General features: G+C 27.1%; 18 protein-coding genes. 3 read left to right on the top strand and 15 right to left on the bottom strand.

Annotated elements, in window-relative coordinates; genetic code table 11:
* Positions 1-19: 19 nt before the first annotated feature.
* Positions 20-424: a RusA family crossover junction endodeoxyribonuclease gene (locus tag H8891_RS10765; protein ID WP_147547016.1), complete on the top strand. Its 405-nt coding sequence runs from the start codon at positions 20-22 to the stop codon at positions 422-424.
* A gap of 36 nt (positions 425-460) precedes the next feature.
* Here the strand turns inward: H8891_RS10765 and H8891_RS10760 are convergent, their stop codons facing one another.
* The 9 genes from H8891_RS10760 to H8891_RS10720 form a co-directional block, all read right to left on the bottom strand.
* Positions 461-1456, bottom strand: coding sequence for an aldo/keto reductase (locus H8891_RS10760; RefSeq protein ID WP_187006458.1), 996 nt, complete (start codon positions 1454-1456; stop codon positions 461-463).
* A 96-nt stretch (positions 1457-1552) separates the two neighbouring features.
* Positions 1553-2389, bottom strand: a complete 837-nt coding sequence (locus tag H8891_RS10755; protein ID WP_187006457.1) for a deoxyribonuclease IV — start codon at positions 2387-2389, stop codon at positions 1553-1555.
* Between the two features lie 78 nt (positions 2390-2467).
* Positions 2468-3031: a winged helix-turn-helix domain-containing protein gene (locus tag H8891_RS10750; RefSeq protein ID WP_187006456.1), complete on the bottom strand. Its 564-nt coding sequence runs from the start codon at positions 3029-3031 to the stop codon at positions 2468-2470.
* An 80-nt stretch (positions 3032-3111) separates the two neighbouring features.
* Complete coding sequence (glsA, locus tag H8891_RS10745; protein ID WP_147547007.1) at positions 3112-4029, bottom strand: glutaminase A; 918 nt, start codon at positions 4027-4029, stop codon at positions 3112-3114.
* A gap of 95 nt (positions 4030-4124) precedes the next feature.
* Complete coding sequence (locus tag H8891_RS10740) at positions 4125-5780, bottom strand: nucleoside kinase (protein ID WP_187006455.1); 1656 nt, start codon at positions 5778-5780, stop codon at positions 4125-4127.
* A 51-nt stretch (positions 5781-5831) separates the two neighbouring features.
* Positions 5832-6572 (bottom strand): sugar phosphate isomerase/epimerase family protein, encoded by a 741-nt coding sequence (locus H8891_RS10735; protein ID WP_187006454.1) that lies wholly within the window; start codon positions 6570-6572, stop codon positions 5832-5834.
* Between the two features lie 10 nt (positions 6573-6582).
* The gene (gene lepB / locus H8891_RS10730) at positions 6583-7125 is read right to left on the bottom strand and encodes a signal peptidase I (protein WP_408637166.1); all 543 of its coding nucleotides are present in this window, start codon (positions 7123-7125) and stop codon (positions 6583-6585) included.
* On the bottom strand, positions 7100-7930 hold the full coding sequence (locus H8891_RS10725; protein ID WP_187006453.1) for a hypothetical protein: 831 nt from the start codon (positions 7928-7930) through the stop codon (positions 7100-7102). The genes lepB and H8891_RS10725 overlap by 26 nt, the downstream gene beginning before the upstream one ends.
* A gap of 17 nt (positions 7931-7947) precedes the next feature.
* Positions 7948-8667, bottom strand: a complete 720-nt coding sequence (locus tag H8891_RS10720; RefSeq protein WP_187006452.1) for a PrsW family intramembrane metalloprotease — start codon at positions 8665-8667, stop codon at positions 7948-7950.
* 124 nt (positions 8668-8791) lie between these two features.
* Between H8891_RS10720 and sleC the strand changes: the two genes are divergently transcribed.
* Positions 8792-10063 (top strand): spore cortex-lytic germination protein SleC, encoded by a 1272-nt coding sequence (sleC, locus tag H8891_RS10715; protein ID WP_187006451.1) that lies wholly within the window; start codon positions 8792-8794, stop codon positions 10061-10063.
* Between the two features lie 36 nt (positions 10064-10099).
* On the opposite strand, the gene H8891_RS10710 is transcribed toward sleC, so the two are convergent.
* The 3 genes from H8891_RS10710 to H8891_RS10700 form a co-directional block, all read right to left on the bottom strand.
* Positions 10100-11458, bottom strand: coding sequence for a DUF3298 domain-containing protein (locus H8891_RS10710; RefSeq protein ID WP_187006450.1), 1359 nt, complete (start codon positions 11456-11458; stop codon positions 10100-10102).
* Positions 11459-11588: 130 nt separating this feature from the next.
* Complete coding sequence (locus tag H8891_RS10705; protein WP_187006449.1) at positions 11589-13247, bottom strand: PTS transporter subunit EIIC; 1659 nt, start codon at positions 13245-13247, stop codon at positions 11589-11591.
* Between the two features lie 255 nt (positions 13248-13502).
* Complete coding sequence (locus H8891_RS10700; RefSeq protein WP_187006448.1) at positions 13503-14339, bottom strand: PRD domain-containing protein; 837 nt, start codon at positions 14337-14339, stop codon at positions 13503-13505.
* 279 nt (positions 14340-14618) lie between these two features.
* Between H8891_RS10700 and fba the strand changes: the two genes are divergently transcribed.
* Complete coding sequence (fba, locus tag H8891_RS10695; protein ID WP_147546986.1) at positions 14619-15482, top strand: class II fructose-1,6-bisphosphate aldolase; 864 nt, start codon at positions 14619-14621, stop codon at positions 15480-15482.
* Positions 15483-15590: 108 nt separating this feature from the next.
* Here the strand turns inward: fba and rlmD are convergent, their stop codons facing one another.
* From rlmD to H8891_RS10680, 3 genes are read right to left on the bottom strand one after another with little or no spacing between them, the layout of a single operon-like run.
* Positions 15591-16949 (bottom strand): 23S rRNA (uracil(1939)-C(5))-methyltransferase RlmD, encoded by a 1359-nt coding sequence (gene rlmD / locus H8891_RS10690; protein WP_330604983.1) that lies wholly within the window; start codon positions 16947-16949, stop codon positions 15591-15593.
* 24 nt (positions 16950-16973) lie between these two features.
* On the bottom strand, positions 16974-17696 hold the full coding sequence (locus H8891_RS10685) for a pseudouridine synthase (RefSeq protein ID WP_187006447.1): 723 nt from the start codon (positions 17694-17696) through the stop codon (positions 16974-16976).
* Positions 17697-17711: 15 nt separating this feature from the next.
* On the bottom strand, positions 17712-18041 hold the full coding sequence (locus tag H8891_RS10680; RefSeq protein WP_187006446.1) for a DUF1904 domain-containing protein: 330 nt from the start codon (positions 18039-18041) through the stop codon (positions 17712-17714).
* Positions 18042-18197: the final 156 nt, after the last annotated feature.

Raw genomic sequence — 18197 nt, 5'->3', positions numbered from 1 at the left:
ATAAAGGATGGTGATTTTTTTGATAAAATTAGTAATTCCAGGAAGACCAATAAGCAAGTCTAACTTTAAACTTCATAATATTCATGGTCAATCATGGATGCCTTCTAAAGGTAAGCACTCTAAATATTTAGCTTATGAAAATATGATTGCAGGATATATAAATACTCAGTATGATGGTCCTTGCATAGAAGAAGATCTTATTACTATATTAAAGTTATATTTTCCAAATAAAAGAATGGGTGACTTACATAACTATCCTAAAAGTATATGTGATGGTATAGAAAAAAGTGGCATTATAAAAAATGATAAACAATTAAAACCTGTACTTTTATTTGATTTTATAGATAAAGAAAATCCTCGTGTTGAGATAGAGTTATATCCTTTATCTCAATATAAAGTAGATTATACTATTTCAAAACTATAGTTAATTCCACCTAAAAATCATTAGGTGGAATTATTTTTAATCTAATTTATTCGATACATCCTTTAACATTTCTCTAATTGGTAAATTGTACGGACATTTACTTTCACATTTACCACACTCAATACAATCAGATGCTTTTATTTCTAAACCTTTATATCTATTTTTTGACCACTCTTTTAAACCATATCTACTATAATATCCTTCTAATAAAAAGTTTAGTGGAATATTTATTCCTAATGGACAAGGCATACAATATTCACATCTTCTGCAAAATTTATCCCCTAGCTTATTTCTTATTTCTTCAATAAGCGCTTCTTCTTCTTTTGTTATATTTAAATCCTTAAGAACAGATGTATTTTCTATAACTTGATTTACACTATCCATACCTGGAATTACAACATCTATATAATCCTTAGATAAAATATATTTTATAGCCAGTTTAGCATTATCTATAGCTCCTCCAGCTAAAGGCTTCATAACAATTATACCTATATTCCTTCTATTAGCTTCCTTAAATATTTCATCTGCCTGATCTTCTACTATATTATATGGAAATTGTATTGTATCAAACTTTCCGCTATATACAGCTTTCTTTATGGTATCTATACTATGACTTGTTATTCCTATATATCTTATTTTACCTTTCTTCTTAAAATCTAAAAGTGCTTTATAAGCCATATCATCATTGAATATTTTATCATATTCTTCTGGCTTAACATTATGAAATTGATATAAATCTATGTAATCAGTTTTAAGATTTCTTAAACTTTTTTTTACATCTTCTGTCATAGCATCATACGTTCTTGCCATACTTTTTGTTGCTAATATAAACCTATCTCTTTTCCCATCTATAGCATTACCTATATATTCTTCACTTATAGTATATCCTCTAGCTGTATCTATAAAATTAACTCCTTGATTTATCAACTCATTTATAACCAAATTGGTATCTTCTTGAGTTATTCTTTGTATAGGAATCCCTCCAAATCCAACTCTATTAATTTTGATTTCAGTATTTCCTAACTTTCTCATATATTCACCCCATTATTAATTTTTCATATTATAAATTAAGACGATATTTCAATTAAAATATCGTCTTATTCCCTACATATATTATATATTAATTTATTATATTTGTTTAACAATATCTTTTATCATTAAAATCTCTCTTTTGTGACCTTCATCTTCTAATGGTGTTTCTAGATAAAATGGTAAATGTTTTAATTTTGGATGTGTTATAAACCTTATAATCGCATCCAATCCTATTTCTCCTTCACCAATACAAGCATGTCTATCTTTTTTAGATTCAAAAGGCATCATACTATCATTAAGGTGCACTGCTTTTAATCTTTCTAAACCTATTATTTTATCAAATTTATCTATCACTGAATCTAAATCATTTACTATATCATATCCTGCCGAAAATATATGACAAGTATCTAAGCATACTCCTATTTTTTCATCATGTTCTACTTTATCTATAATTTCTCTTATTTGCTCAAAAGTAAACCCTATTTCACTTCCTTTGCCAGACATAGTTTCAAGTAAAACAGTTATATTTTCTTTTCCTGTTATAGCTTCATTTAATGCACTAGCTATCTTATCTATTCCAACTTCTACACCTGAACCTACATGACTACCTGGATGAAAACACATAAATTCTATTCCTAAAGAATCCATTCTTTCTATATCTTCTTTAATTACCTTTCTTCCAAACTCATATACTTCTTCTTTAACTCCTGCTAAGTTCATAGTATATGGTGCATGCGCTAGTAGTGGCCCAAAATTATTATCTTTTCTTATTTCTTGAAATTTCATTATATCTTTTTCATCAAAAGCTTTAGCATTTCCTCCCCTTGGATTTCTGCTAAAAAATTGAAAAGTATTCGCTCCCATATCTACAGCACTTTGAGCTGCTTTTGAAAATCCTTTTGCTATTGATATATGTGGTCCTATTACTATCACTAATTTTCCTCCTACCAATTTATATTCATTTTTATTAATATACCCAAAAAAATAAGTATCAACAAGTTTGTTGATACTTTATACTCTACATTTTTCTTCTACGGGTATAGTAATTAAAGATAAATTATATTTAGTTTCCGATTCTTCATGCTTTCTATTTAATATAATTTCTTTTATTTTCAAGTCCATTGTTTCTACTAACTCTTTAATCTCATCTTTGTTTAAAGATACTTGATTATAATTAGTTATATTTTCATCCTCTATATTATTTTCTTCAATAGCTTTATAAAAGGAATTACTCATATTTTCAAACTTAGATATACAGATATCCCCCATATCCATTTGTTCCAAGTCGTTATTAAAATCCAAAGCTTTTTTCCCTATTACAATATGTTTAGCTGTAGGGTAGTAATATTTCTCCACAATTCCAGATTTAACTTTCTCTTCTACTAAATCTAAAACTCCTACTTTATATAAAGTTTTTATATGGTAATTTATTTTTGCATGTGGTTCATCTAATAATTGAGATAATTGTTTTGCTGATAATGGAGTTGCCTTAAATGCTTTTAATATATCTATTCTTCTTGGATGTGCAATAGCTTTTATGCACTCTAAATCTCTCAGTACTAATACTTCTTTCATTCCCCCACCACCCATAAAAATATTTAATTATATAAATAATTATATATTACCAAGCAGTAATTGTCAAAAAATTCTCTATTTTAGAATATATTTATTTTATATTTTTCACTCAAGTTTTGCAGTATTTTTATACCAGCAATGCTATTACCTTTTTTATCAAGAGCAGGACCATATATACCTATTCCCATCTTCTTAGGTACAGAAGCCATTATACCGCCTCCGACACCAGATTTTGCAGGTATTCCTACTTTTATTGCAAATTCTCCTGATGCATCATACATACCACATGTAACCATAAAAGTTTTAACTATACGTGATATTCTTTCATCTATAAGTCTATTTCCAGTTTCAATATCTAATCCATATGATGCTAGATTCACTCCCATTCTAGCTAAATCTACACAATCTACTTCTATTGAACATTGTTTAAAATATAAGTCTAATACTTCTTCCACATCACCTTCTATAAATCCATCATTTTTTAAAAGATATGCCATAGCTCTATTTCTATCTCCCGTAGCCTTTTCAGACTCATATACATCATAATTTATTTTTAAATTATCGTTTTTAGCTAATTTTCTAAAGAAATTTAACATTTTTTCTTCTTTTTCTTTAAGGTTTTTACCTTTTATCATAGAAGTTGTAACTATAGCTCCTGCATTTATCATTGGGTTACATGGCTTTTTAGTGTTATTAGTTTCTAATTTCATTATTGAGTTAAATGGGTCTCCACTAGGCTCCATCCCCACCTTAGAAAATACATGTTCCCAATCACTTTCACTAAGTACTAAGGCTAAAACAATAGGTTTCGATATACTCTGTATAGTGAATTTTTTATCATAGTGTCCAGCTGTATGAACAACATTGTTCATATCTATCATACATATTCCTAAATCATCTTGTCTTGCTTTTTTAAGCTCAGGTATATATGATGCCACCTGTCCATAATTTGCATATTTTCTGTTATCTTCAAGTATTTTTTCTAATACATTTTCCATACGCATTCCTCCTTATTTTTTTATAACGCTTCAATACTCTTTTAAATATAATACAAAAAATCCTGGGATTGTGTCAACTTCCCAGGATTTCAATCTTAATCAACGATTCTACTACCTCCAATAAATTCTCTTATTATAGATGTAGGTGGTATATCTAGTTCATCATCCAACTCTACAAAGTATTGTAAAAATTTAAGAACCCTATTAGCTTCTATAAAAGCTTCATTATCATCTTTTATCTCTTCTAAAAGTGGCTTAGCATATTTTTTTAGTATAGCTAGTTCATATAAACAAGCTGAATTAAACATAATATCCGCTTCTTCTTGATAAGGGAATATATTTTTATCTTCTCCTCTTCTTACAGAATCCCAATTTAAAATAGTTTTCTCCGCACTATAACCTCTAAAGTTGTAATCTCTAACTATTCGTCTTATTAACCTTAAATCAGTCGTAGGTATTCTATTATGATTATCTAGATTTATTTGAGTAAGAACGCTTATATAAATCTTAAACTTATCTTTTTCATCTATACTTTTAGTAAGCATAGGATTTAAAGCGTGTATACCTTCTAAAATAATTGGTTGATCCTTATCTATTTTCAATGTTTTTCCACTAAATTCTCTTTTACCTGTCTTAAAATTAAATTTAGGAAGCCTTATTTCTTCTCCTTTAAGTAATTTTTCTAAATCACTATTAAACAACTCTAAGTCTATAGCATATATAGATTCAAAATCATAGTTACCAAATTCATCTAACGGTGTATCCTCTCTATTAACAAAATAGTCGTCTAGAGATATAGGCACTGGGTGTAAATTATTTACTTTTAACTGAATTGATAATCTATGAGCGAAACTTGTTTTTCCTGATGATGATGGAGCTGCTATTAATATAACTCTTTTATTATTTTCCTTTATTATATCTGCAATTTGAGATATCTTTTTTTCATGTAAAGCTTCTACTATTCTTATTATCTCACTATATTTATTTTCTGTTATAGCCTTATTAAGACTTACAACTTCACCTACACCTATAAGATCTGACCATAATTCAGATTCCTTGTATATATTTGATAATTTATGCTGAGGTATAAATTCTTGAGCTTTAGTTTTATCAAGTTTACTAGGTCCTAGTATAACAACGCCAGATTTCCATTTTTTTATATCAAATACAGTTACGTAACCTGTCGATGGTAGCATATGCCCATAAAAATGATTTATATAACTTCCACATTTATATATTTTCACGTCATCGTATTCTTTATATTTTAAAAGCTCAGCTTTTATATAATCATGTCTTTCTTCAAAGATTTTTATAGCGTTTTCCTTGTTAGTGACTATCTTTTCTATATTTTCATTTCTATCTATTATAGACTTAACTTGTGCTTTTATGTTATCTAAAATTTCATCGTTTAGATTTTGTTTTCCAATTTTAACCTCACAATATAAACCATTAGATAAAGAGTGTTCTATAGTAACTTTACAATTAGGATATAATTCCTCACATGCTTTTATAAAAATGAAAGATAATGTTCTTGTATAAACCCTCATACCATCAGCAATTGTAGTATCTATAAATTCAAGGTTACAATCTTTATTTAACTCAGTACTTAAATCTTTCAATTTATTATCTATTTTTCCTAATGTTATTATCCCTTTATACTTACTGCTTAAATCTTTAGATATATTTTCTAAGATTACGCCTTTTTTGTATTTATAATTAGATTCACCAATTTTGACATTTATATTACACATAGAATCCTCCCTGTCTTTTTAATCCTTATACTATTATTAGAACGGTTTATATTATATAAATCGTTCTAATAATTTAACAGATTCATTTATATCATTGTAATTTATTTCTAATATAATAAATTGAGGATTTAATTTTATTAAATCTTTTATGCTATCAATACTTAATATTCCTTTTCCAAGTCCAATGTGTAAATCTTTTATACCATCATTGTCACTTAGATGAATTAAATTTAATTTATCCTTTAATTTTGATATAAAATCATCTTTATTTATTAAGTTATGTCCTGTATCATAACAAAATCCAATCTTAGGTACGCTATTAAATATATATTCAAATTCATACGATGTTGTTCCTACATTACATATATCTCCACCTTTTGTATAAGTATTTTCAATATATATTTTTGTATCTATATCTAAATTTTTGAAAAATTTAATACTATTATTTAAGTATTTTTCTTTATTTTTTTCAAACCTATTTGTTATCACATACCCTACATGCATATTAAAATATTTTACATCTATATTAATTAAGTTCTTGTTTAGTTCTAATATAAACTTTATCCAAGACTCTCTTATATAATCTATATTTTCACAAGTATTAAGTTCCATAGGAATATGTATGCCTATACTTATATTATTTTCTTCAAATTTTTTAGCATATTTAATAACTTGCTTACATTCATCTAAATTGTCAATTCCTATCTCTATATGATTTATGTATTTATTACACTTGCATATATCAATAGCTTTACTTATTTCATGAACTAATGCTGGTATACCTATTTTCATATCTATACCTCTATGAAATCTTTCCTATTTTATTAAATGGTAGCAATCTAACCATAACTTTTCCCATTATATCACTTTCTTTTACTATTCCTACTTGTGGATCTCTGCTATCCATACTATTTTCTCTATTATCCCCCATAGCAAATACATATCCTTTTGGAATAGTCATATCTATATCTCCTTCTGTTTTTGCTCCATGTATGTATTTTTCATCTTGAAGCTTTCCATTTATATATACTTTATTATCAGTTATCTTTATATGGTCTCCTGGAACTGCTATAACTCTTTTTACTAAATCCTTTGCTTTTCCATTATCTTGTAATAAATCTGTCTTAAAAACAATTATATCTCCTCTTTTAGGCTCTTTGTGATCATATGCAATTCTATTTATTATCAAATAATCTTTTTCTTCTAGCGTAGGATACATAGATGATCCTTGCACTAGTGTTGGTCTAACAAAGTGAGTTATTATAAGAGCAATAACTAATGATACAGCTATTATTTTAATCCACTCTATTATCTCCTTTTTAATGTTTTTGCTCAAATTCTTCATCTCCTTCATGCTCTACATACTTAGATAAAAGCTCTATAATTATATCATTTATATGCTCATACTTTTTAGTATTTATCCCCAAATCTAAAAGTTCACATGCCTTAATTAAATCATGTACAACTTCCATAGGGCTTCCATATATAGCTTCTATATCTTCCCTACTAACACCTCTGAATCCGTGGCCTACTGGACTTTCATTTCTTAACCTTATTAAGTTTTCAAGTTTTTCTCCATTTAATATTTCTAAAACTTTATCCATACGCTTAGTTTGTTTAAGATATCTCTTTATATATTGAGTTACACCATGTATTAGGTTACCATTATATATATTATACTTCTTTTTAAGAGTATATAGTATATTTTTCTTAGACACCATATGCCCATGCATTGACACTACATATTTTTTATCTTCTTTGGAATTAACAAATATATATTTAAATAAAGCTTCTTTTAATCTGTAAAGTCGACCTAAGAAATCTATGTATTCCTCGTTAACTATCTGAATTTTTATATTCTCTATTAACTCTGATAGTATGTCTTCTGGATCTCCATCATTTAAATTTTCTAAGTTAGATATAAGATTTTTAATCTCTTTTCTTTCTAACATAGGTTCACTTAAATTTTTAGCAATACTAAGTGCTGTATTAAAGTCAAAATTAGTAGCATATTTACATGAATTTAATAAATCATATAAATCTCCACTTTCTATACCTGCCTCAATTAATATATCTAAAACTCCATCATAATCATATCTTTGTAAAAACTTGCATATAACTAATTCTTGACTTTTATTTATATATCTCATTTAATCACTCCTATTGATCATTTTCTTTTTCTTCTTGTCCTTAATCTTATAAATCTCTTCCTTGCATAATCAGTATAAATATCTACTTTATCTAAACTTATTTTCCATAAATATATCAAGTATAAAAGAAATAATACTGTTGCCCAAGTTGTTTTTATCATTAATAAAAAATCGAAAATTCCATGAAGTATTATTGGAATAAATAAGATTTTAAATAAATTAATTTTATTTTCATTCTTATTTTTGCTATTAAATTTATATATAGATAAATAATACCCCATAGCTATAGCAAACATTATATGACCTGGTATAGCTATAATCGCTCTACTTAATCCAATTTCAAGTAAACTTAAATAATTTTCATAAAATATATATATTATATTTTCAACTGTTGCAAATCCAAGAGTTATAAATATGCTATATACTATTCCATCTAGTTTTTCTGTATAATATTTACTTTTTAATGTATAACCTATTAATACAATATATTTTAAAGTTTCTTCAGTTGATGCAGCTACTATAAACGCTATATAAGATAAATTTAAATATTCATTATTAATCTTAATTTTAAGTAGTAAATCTTCTATTGCTATTGCTGGAATACTTATTAAAATTCCAATAAAAAATAGCTTTGCTAAGAATTTTATAGGTTCCTTTTCATATTTATCTTTAAAATATATCCACATTAAAAACGCAAGACTAGGTGCTATAGATATAATTAATAAATTTAATTTCATATACTCATTACCTTTCTTATTAAATACGTTTCTAATATATTATTTCCAAATCTCTTAACAAAATAATCTATTTATTCATACTATGTATTAATACTATCATTTTAAGTAAGAAAGGAGTTTTTTTATGCAAGATGGTTTTTTAACTGTAAATGTAGTTGATAGTACTAACAATTTTCCAATTGTTGATGCCACTGTTAATGTTTACTCTATGGCAACTGAAGACCAAGCATCTAGAACTATATTTCAAAATTTAAAAACAGACATCTCTGGCCAAATTGTAGGATTAAATCTAGAAGCACCTGATTTAATTTATTCTCAACAACCAAGTGATGTTAGGCCGTATAGTCAATATATTGTAGAAGTTATAAAAGACGGTTATGAGACAACATTAATAAATGGAACTCAAATTTTAGCTACAGTTATAGCTGAGCAAGGCATTAGAATGCAGCCTCTTCAACGAAGCAGACGATTGTACTCTAGACAAAATGAAATAATAATTGATATAGGGCCTCATACTTTATGGGGTAATTATCCTCCAAAAATTCCAGAAAGTGATTTAAAACCAATACCACCTCCAACTGGTTTCGTAGTTTTAGATAATCCTGTTGTCCCTGAATTTGTAGTAGTTCATGACGGTATGCCTGAAGATAAAAATGCTCCTAATTATTGGATTTATTTCAAAGATTATATAAAAAACGTAGCATCTTCAGAGATTTACTCTACGTGGACTAGAGAAACTATTTTAGCTAATGTTGTAGCTATAATATCATTTACTTTAAATAGAGTTTTTACTGAATGGTATAGAAGTAAGGGATATACATTTACTATAACTTCAACTACAGCATATGACCATAAATATATACATGAAAGAAATGTGTTTGATACTATAAGTGTTGCAGTTGATGAAATTTTTAATACTTTTATAAAAAGACCTCCTACATCTAGACAGCCGTTATTAGCTCAATACTGTGACGGAGTCAAAACTCAATGTCCAGGTCAAATGACACAATGGGGAAGCAAAGATTTGGGAGATCAAGGACTTAGCTATGAAGAAATTATAAGATCTTTTTATGGAAATAATGTTGTGTTTGAAAAAGCACCTATAGTAAGTGGAGTTCCTGTATCCTTCCCTGGAGAGGTTTTACAAATAGGGTCTACAGGAAAAGATGTAAGAACTATTCAAAGTCAATTAAATGCAATATCAAATGGTTATCCCGCTATTCCTAAAATTAGAGAAGATGGTATATATAATGATGCTACTGCTAATTCAGTAAAGGAATTTCAACGTATATTCGGTCTTCCTCAATCAGGTGTCGTAGATTTTAAAACATGGTATGAAATATCTAGAGTTTATGTAGCTGTTACAAAAATAGCTTCATTAAATCCAACAATTTAATTTATTTCATTTAAATAGTGTAGTAAAATTACTACACTATTTAAATATATCTATATATTTTTCATTTAATATATGGCTTATGTTGTTTATATCTATCTTAAATTCAGGTATACCTGCTGCAAAAGGAGCGATTTCATATAAATCAAAATATATAACTAACTTATCATCTTCTATATAAAATTTCTGATTATTAGAAATACTTTTAAAACTATATGCTCCATCTTGACCCTCTTTTATTTTCTCTCTTATTATTTCATTTATTACATTTACATAATCTGAACTTTCTTTAAACAAATCTCTTAAACTTAATATTTTTCCATCTTCTATATATATGTTATAAGATTTATTTTCATAAAATCCGTGGGCTCCCCCACTCTCTTGATAATATTTAATCAAAATACTTAACATATTATCACTATTTTTTTTTACATCAAAATTAACATTATATATAAATGGTTTTGTATATTCTTTAGGTGTATTTGAAAGATATGATTTAGCATCCTCTTCTACACTAGAATAAGATTTCATTATATCATTTTTTATTTTTTCATTTATACTCTTCTCAATTTCTTTATTTTTAATTATTATCATAGGAATATTAATTATACTATTTATATATTCAGTATTTTTAGTTATAGTCTGTGTATCTATTTGAGCTACTATAGGATTAGTATCTAATGTTTTTATCTTTTTATTAAATGCTGTAACAGGTATTTTAAATTCATAAATTTCTTTTCTATCACTAATTTGATAAGGATTAAAGTATATAGCTAGCCCTTCATCTGTTATATAGTAATTAGTATGTTTATTTATTTGAATTTTTTCTTTATCTATTTTAAGATTTTTTCTATCTATTTTGTTTAAAACATAATTTTTTAATACATAATCGTAATCTTTATTATTTTTTAAAAAATTATCTATATATATTCTTTGTCCAGTTTTTAAATCAAACACATAACTGTCCTTAATTCTTTCATACTTTTTACCTTTAATGTTTATATCTTTATAAATTATAATATTTAGTACATTTTTATCTTCAAACGCTATATGGTAATTTATGTTTATCACTAAATCTTTGTTATTTGAAGAAATATCTTTTTGTTGTTTCTTTGTATTTATAAATTGACTTATATTTTTCCTTATATATGTATTTATATACCTTTCTACATCTTTATTTTCATAATTTACTATAGGCATTTTTACTACAAATTTAATTCCATCGTACTCTATAACTGATTTATCTTCTATTACTTTTAAAGGTTTAAAACCTTGTATTATAGATGATGTTAAATTATTAAAATCAATTGGACCTTTAGTTTTTACATTTATATAAAAAATAGATACTACTATTGTAATAAGTGCTGTTAAGAATATAAGTCTTTTTCTATAAATCATAATATATATTCCTCCTAATCTGTAATATATATTATTTTCTGATTATATCCTAAAAATATTATATTAATATTTTGGAAATATATTTATTCAAATAAAAAAGCCTTGAAGAATATTCTTCAAGGCCTTTAAATTATTTTTTTAAAATTTTATTTATTTGGTTTTTATATGCATCTGCTTTAGCTCCATATATAACTTGGATACCATTGCCGACTTCCATAACACCAACAGCACCTAATGATTTAAACTTATCTTTTTCTACCTTAGATTTATCTTTAACTTCTACTCTTAATCTAGTTATACAAGCATCTACTGAAACTATATTTTCTTCCCCACCTAATGCTTCTAATACATATGGTGCATTTTCTTCTATTTCACTACTTCCTGATTTATCAGTTTTTCCTGCTTGATAATCAGCTTTTGTATATAACTTAGTTTCTTGTTCATTTTCATCTCTACCTGGAGTTTTTAAATTGAACTTAACTATTAAGAATTTGAATAAGAAGTAGTAAACTACCGCATATACAATTCCTACCATTATAGCTCTTAACCAATTAGTTGGTACTCCTGCTCCTGCTGGAAGTATACCAAATAATGAGAAATCTATAAATCCTCCAGAGAATGTCATTCCTATAAATACATTTAATAAATCCATTAATAAGAATGAAAGTCCTGCAAGTACACAGTGAACTGCATATAATACTGGTGCAACAAATAAGAATGTAAATTCTAATGGTTCAGTTATACCAGTTAAGAAAGATGTTACTGCTGCTGATAATAATAAACTTCCTACTACTTTTTTCTTACTTGGAGCAGCTGTATGATACATTGCTAATGCTGCTGCAGGTAATCCAAACATCATGAATGGGAATTTACCAGCCATAAATCTAGTAGTTCCTGCAACTATTTTAGACATAGTTTCTGGTGAAGCTCCTACTAAATCTTGCATGCTACCTAATTGTGCGAAGTATGCATAATTCGCTCCTTGTACTGTTTTCCATGCTCCATCTATTAAAACATGTCCATCTACGAAAGAACCAAACCAAAATGGCGTATAGAATACATGATGTAATCCAAATGGTATTAAAGATCTTTCTATTAATCCATAGAAGAATGTTCCTATTATACCTGCATTATTAACTCCTAATGCTATGTAAGCTATTGCGTCTTGAACAAATGGCCATATAAAAGCAAGTATTGCACCTACAATTGCCATAACTACTGAAACTACTATTGGAACAAATCTTGATCCAGAGAAAAATCCTATAACTTGTGGTAATTGTATATTATAGAATTTATTGTGTAGTGTAGATGTAACTATACCAGTTATAATACCCCCAAACACTGACATATTAAGAGTAAATATTCCTAATGTTGAAGTTACATATGTTGCATATTGAGCTGGTGTATTTGCTTCTGTTACAACACCTAATCTAGTAACTCCTAAAGCTAATAATACACTTATAACTTTATTCATTATTAAAAATCCAAATACTGAAGCAAGTGCAGATGTTCCTTTATCTTCTTTTGCAAGACCAACTGCAGTACCTACTGCAAATAGTAGTGGTAAATTACCAAATACTATATCTCCTACACCTTGCATTATCTTTAATACTACTGTAATTGCTGGAATAGATACAAAGCTTATAAGTGGTTGGTATATAGCTGGAGCATTATCTAGTGCTGCTATATTAAGTAAAGCTCCTCCAACTCCTAGTAAAATACCAGCAACCGGTAGTGCTGCTATTGGAAGCATTATAGCCTTACCGATTCTTTGTAAAAATTGAAGCATTTCATAATTCCTCCTTACTTATTATAATATGTGTAATTAAATTTAATTTTAGTTAAGTTTTCATGCATTATTACTATAATAAATAAAAAAGAGCTAAAATATTCATATTTATGAGTACTATAAAATAGTTACATAAATATAAATAATTTAGCTCTTGCCTGCTTTACCAGTAACACGCTCTTTATTTATTTAGTATAAATTAAGTATAACATTTAAATTGTACGTTGTAAACAATTTCCCTACCACTTTTTTGTACTATCTGTTAGAATTTGTCATTAATCTATCTATATGAAGTGCTATAAACCCAACTTCACCTTCATTTAAATTTATATCGTGTTTTAATTTTAGATATTCGCATAATACTTCAGATATACTATATGATTTATTTAACTTCTCCCTTATATGATCTAATAACATATTTTCTTCACATATCCCTTTAATAGATCTGTTAATAGCAAGTCTTAAATGTACTATAAGTCTATTGTAGTATATTGAATCTTTATATATATTTATATCTAATTCTTTTTCTAAAAAATCTATAGCTTCTTTAATTATTATAGCTTGTTTAGCACTATCTACTGCTTTTGTTTTATTTAATATTCCATTTATATGCATAGTTACAAATGCTATTTCATCTTCATTTAATGTTATATCTAAAGATTTATTTATAAAATCAACTATTTTCTTTGCTAATTCCCATTCATATTCATATAAAGTCTTTAATTCTGCTTTGAATTGGTTTTTTAAGCACATATTGTCATAGTATCTTTCTATTGCAAATACTAAATGATCTAATAGTGCCATATGTGATTTATTGTTTATATCTACATCTATACTATCATCTATTGTAGATAAACCCTCTGTTACTACCCCAATATAGTTTGGATTTATTGTATCGTATAATTCCTCTAAACTTTTATATCTATCTTCATTTATAACAAATATTTTTTCAATTTTATCTACATCTTTAAAAATTGAATTTGTAGATGCTTTAAATCCAATTCCATTTCCAATTAAAATGTACTCCTTATTTTTATTTTCTTCTATACATAGAATAACATTATTGTTAAAACTTTTTATAATTTTATACATATTCCCTCCTTATTTACAAATTATATGAGAATCTGCTTAAATATTATTTCACTTTATTAATATACAATATTTCATAATTTAAGTATACCTGTTTATTGACATTAACTGTTATTTTTGCACAATTTTAAATATTTTTATAAAAATTATTTTAATTTTCATATGAATGTAATTTAATATTTTATTTTCATTTTCCTTTTTTTAGGGTATAATATGCATTAGATAATACATAACTTTTTAACAATCTAGTTAAGGGTTAATTTTCTTATGGAGGTTTTTAATATGTTAGTTTCAGCTAAAGAAATGTTAAACAAAGCTAGAGAAGGTAAGTATGCTGTTGGTCAATTCAACATAAATAACTTAGAATGGACTAAAGCAATATTACTTACTGCTCAGGAAAACAATTCTCCAGTTATATTAGGGGTATCTGAAGGTGCTGGGAAATATATGGGAGGATATAAAACTGTAGTTGGTATGGTTAATGGAATGTTAGAAGAATTAAATATAACTGTTCCAGTTGCACTACATCTAGACCATGGTAGTTATGAAGGAGCTTTAAAAGTAATAGAAGCAGGATTCTCTTCTGTTATGTTTGATGGTTCTCACTACTCTATAGAAGAAAACATAGAAAAAACAAAAGAGATAATAAAAATAGCTAATGCTAAAGGAATATCTGTAGAAGCAGAAGTTGGTTCTATAGGTGGAGAAGAAGACGGTGTTATAGGTGCTGGTGAAATAGCAGACCCTAATGAATGTAAATTAATAGCTGATTTAGGTGTTGATATGTTAGCTGCTGGTATAGGTAATATACATGGTCAATATCCAGAAAATTGGGCTGGATTAAACTTTGATGCTTTAGAATCTATAAATAAAGCTACAGGAGATATGCCTTTAGTTTTACATGGTGGAACTGGTATACCAGCTGATATGATAAAAAAAGCTATATCTTTAGGTGTATCTAAAATAAATGTTAATACTGAGTGTCAATTAGCTTTTGCTGCTGCAACTCGTAAATATATAGAAGAAGGTAAAGACTTACAAGGTAAAGGTTTTGACCCTCGTAAACTTCTTGCTCCAGGATTTGAAGCTATAAAAGAAACTGTAAAAGAAAAAATGGAACTATTTGGTTCTATAAACAAAGCTTAATAATATAAACAATTTTTAAAATTTGTGTATATAACACTGTTTATATAAGAGATATTAATGATTATGTAAAATAAAAGGACTATCTAATTTTAGATAGTCCTTAATTTATTAATTTTTTTTACATATCTTAACTACTGTTTCAACATGAGGTGTATTAGGGAACATATCCATACACTTAACTCGTTCAACTTCGTATCCATACTTTTTAAATTCTACTAAATCTAAAACTAATGTCTTAGGGTTACAAGATATATAAACTATCTCTTTAGAATTAAATCCAGCTATATCTCTTATAGCATCTTTGTGTACACCTGGTCTTGGTGGATCAACTATTATTATATCTGGTTTAGCTTTTAGTTTATTAACTGTCTTAGAAACATCTCCTGCTATGAATTCACAGTTAGTTAACCCATTTAATTCAGCATTTTTATTAGCTGCTTCTACTGCTTCCTCTATTATCTCTATTCCATATACCTTTTTAGCTTTTTCTGCCATTACTTGACCTATAGTTCCTGTACCGCTGTATAAGTCAAATACAACTTTATTATTGTGCTCTCCAACAAATTCTCTAGCTATTTTGTATAATTCTTCAGCTCCCTTAGTGTTAGTTTGGAAGAATGAGAAAGGAGATATTTTAAATTTAAGTCCTAAAAGTTCTTCTTGTATATAATCTCTTCCATGTAAAACTCTTAATTCATCACAATTAACAGCATCTGCTAATCCATCATTTATAGTATGTAATATACTTACTAAATCAGCTTTTAAATTAAGATTTAATAACATATCCTTATACTCTGTCATATCAAAATCTTCTTGAGATGAAGTTACTATATTTACCATCATTTCATTTGTATTTATACCTTTTCTTACTACAAGGTTTCTTAAGTATCCTTTATGGCTCATATTTCTATAGTAAGGAACTTTCTTCTCATTGAAATATTCAACCGTTGAAGTTAATACTTTTATAAAATCATCGTCTACTAAAAAACATCCATCTACTGTTAATATATCTATATGTTTTCCTTTTTTATGTAGACCTAAAGTTAAAGGTCCATCCTTCATTTCATCTCCAAAAGTATACTCCATTTTATTTCTGTATTCTTTAGCTTGAGGACTTCTTTCTATTCCTTCAAACTTAAATCCAAATATATCTTGGGCTAAAAATAAATCCATTACTTGTCTTTCTTTTATTTCAAGTTGTTTTTCATATGGTACTGATAATATACTACATCCACCACATACATTAAAATGCTTACATGGAGTTTCTGTTTCAATAGGTGAGTTTTCTAATAGTTCTAGCATCTTAACTTCAGCTTTTCCACTTCTAGTTTTTTTAACTGAAGCTTTCACCTTTTGTCCACTTATTCCACCTTTCATATATATGTCTCTATTTCCTAAGCGACTTACAGACGTACCACCAAACTCCATTTTATCTACTTCAAATTCTATTATATCTCTTCTCTTCACGCTTTTATCCTCCGTTATTAAAGACTATCTTTGTTCTATAAGTCTTATCTCTTCTTCTGTTAGTTCTCTATATTCTCCTAATTCTAGACTTTCATCTAATTTCAATTTACCCATAGATAATCTTTTTAAGTAAATTACTTTTTTACCTACGCTCTCAAACATTCTTTTAACTTGATGAAATTTTCCTTCATTTATAGTAAGTTCAATTTCTGATACTTCATCACTTTTAAGTATTACAAGATGTGCTGGCATAGTCTTGTAACCATCATCTAATACTACACCTTCTTTAAAAGCACTTATATCTTCGTTAGTTACTATTCCATCAATTTTAGCATAATAAGTTTTTGGAACATGACTCTTTGGAGATAATACCCTATGTGCTAATTGCCCATCATTAGTTAATACTAATAGACCTTCTGTATCTTTATCTAACCTTCCTACTGGAAATGGTTCAAACACTAAAGATTTATCATCTATCAAATCAAGAACTATTGGATCATATTTATCAAAAGTTGCTGATATGTATCCATCTGGTTTATTTAACATCAAATATATAAATTCTTTATATTCAATAGTTTCGCCATCAAATACTATAACGTCTTTATCTGTATCTACTTGAAGTCCAGGATTGTTTTCAATTTTTCCATTAACACTTACTAATCCTTTTTTGCAATCTCTCTTTATTTCTGCTCTACTTCCATATCCTAAGTTTGAAAGTACCTTATCTAAACGTTGCTTTTTAGCCATAAGTCATACCTTCCTTTAAAAATGTTCTCCATTTTCATAGTACTTTTCTTTCTCAAATACTGTAAATGCTAAATCCATACTTTCTACATCTAGATTCTTTCTTATACTATTAGTTATTATTTTGGCTACTGTATCTTGAACTTCTTGTCCTCTATCAAACCAAGCTACTTCCACAAATGGATAAACGTCTGCTATTTTTCCATCTCTTATAGCTACTGATTTTATGCACTCTATCTCAAAATAATCTCTTGGACATTTAACAGCCTCAACTAAATCATCTATCATTTTTTCACTTATTTTACATATATCATTTTCATGTATTCCTCTTATTTTAATTTGTGGCATATATATCATCCTTTCTTTAATTATTTACTTATTTATATAGATATTATTATACTTTTAATTTTTCATTATTACAATTTATCTATAAATACTACTGCATAAAAATAGGGCTATCTCAAATATTATTCATTTTGAGACATCCCTTTTTTAATTTTAATT

The organism is Paeniclostridium hominis, from assembly GCF_014306135.1.
GTDB lineage: Bacteria > Bacillota > Clostridia > Peptostreptococcales > Peptostreptococcaceae > Paraclostridium > Paraclostridium hominis.
This window is presented reverse-complemented; position numbering and strand designations above follow the sequence as displayed.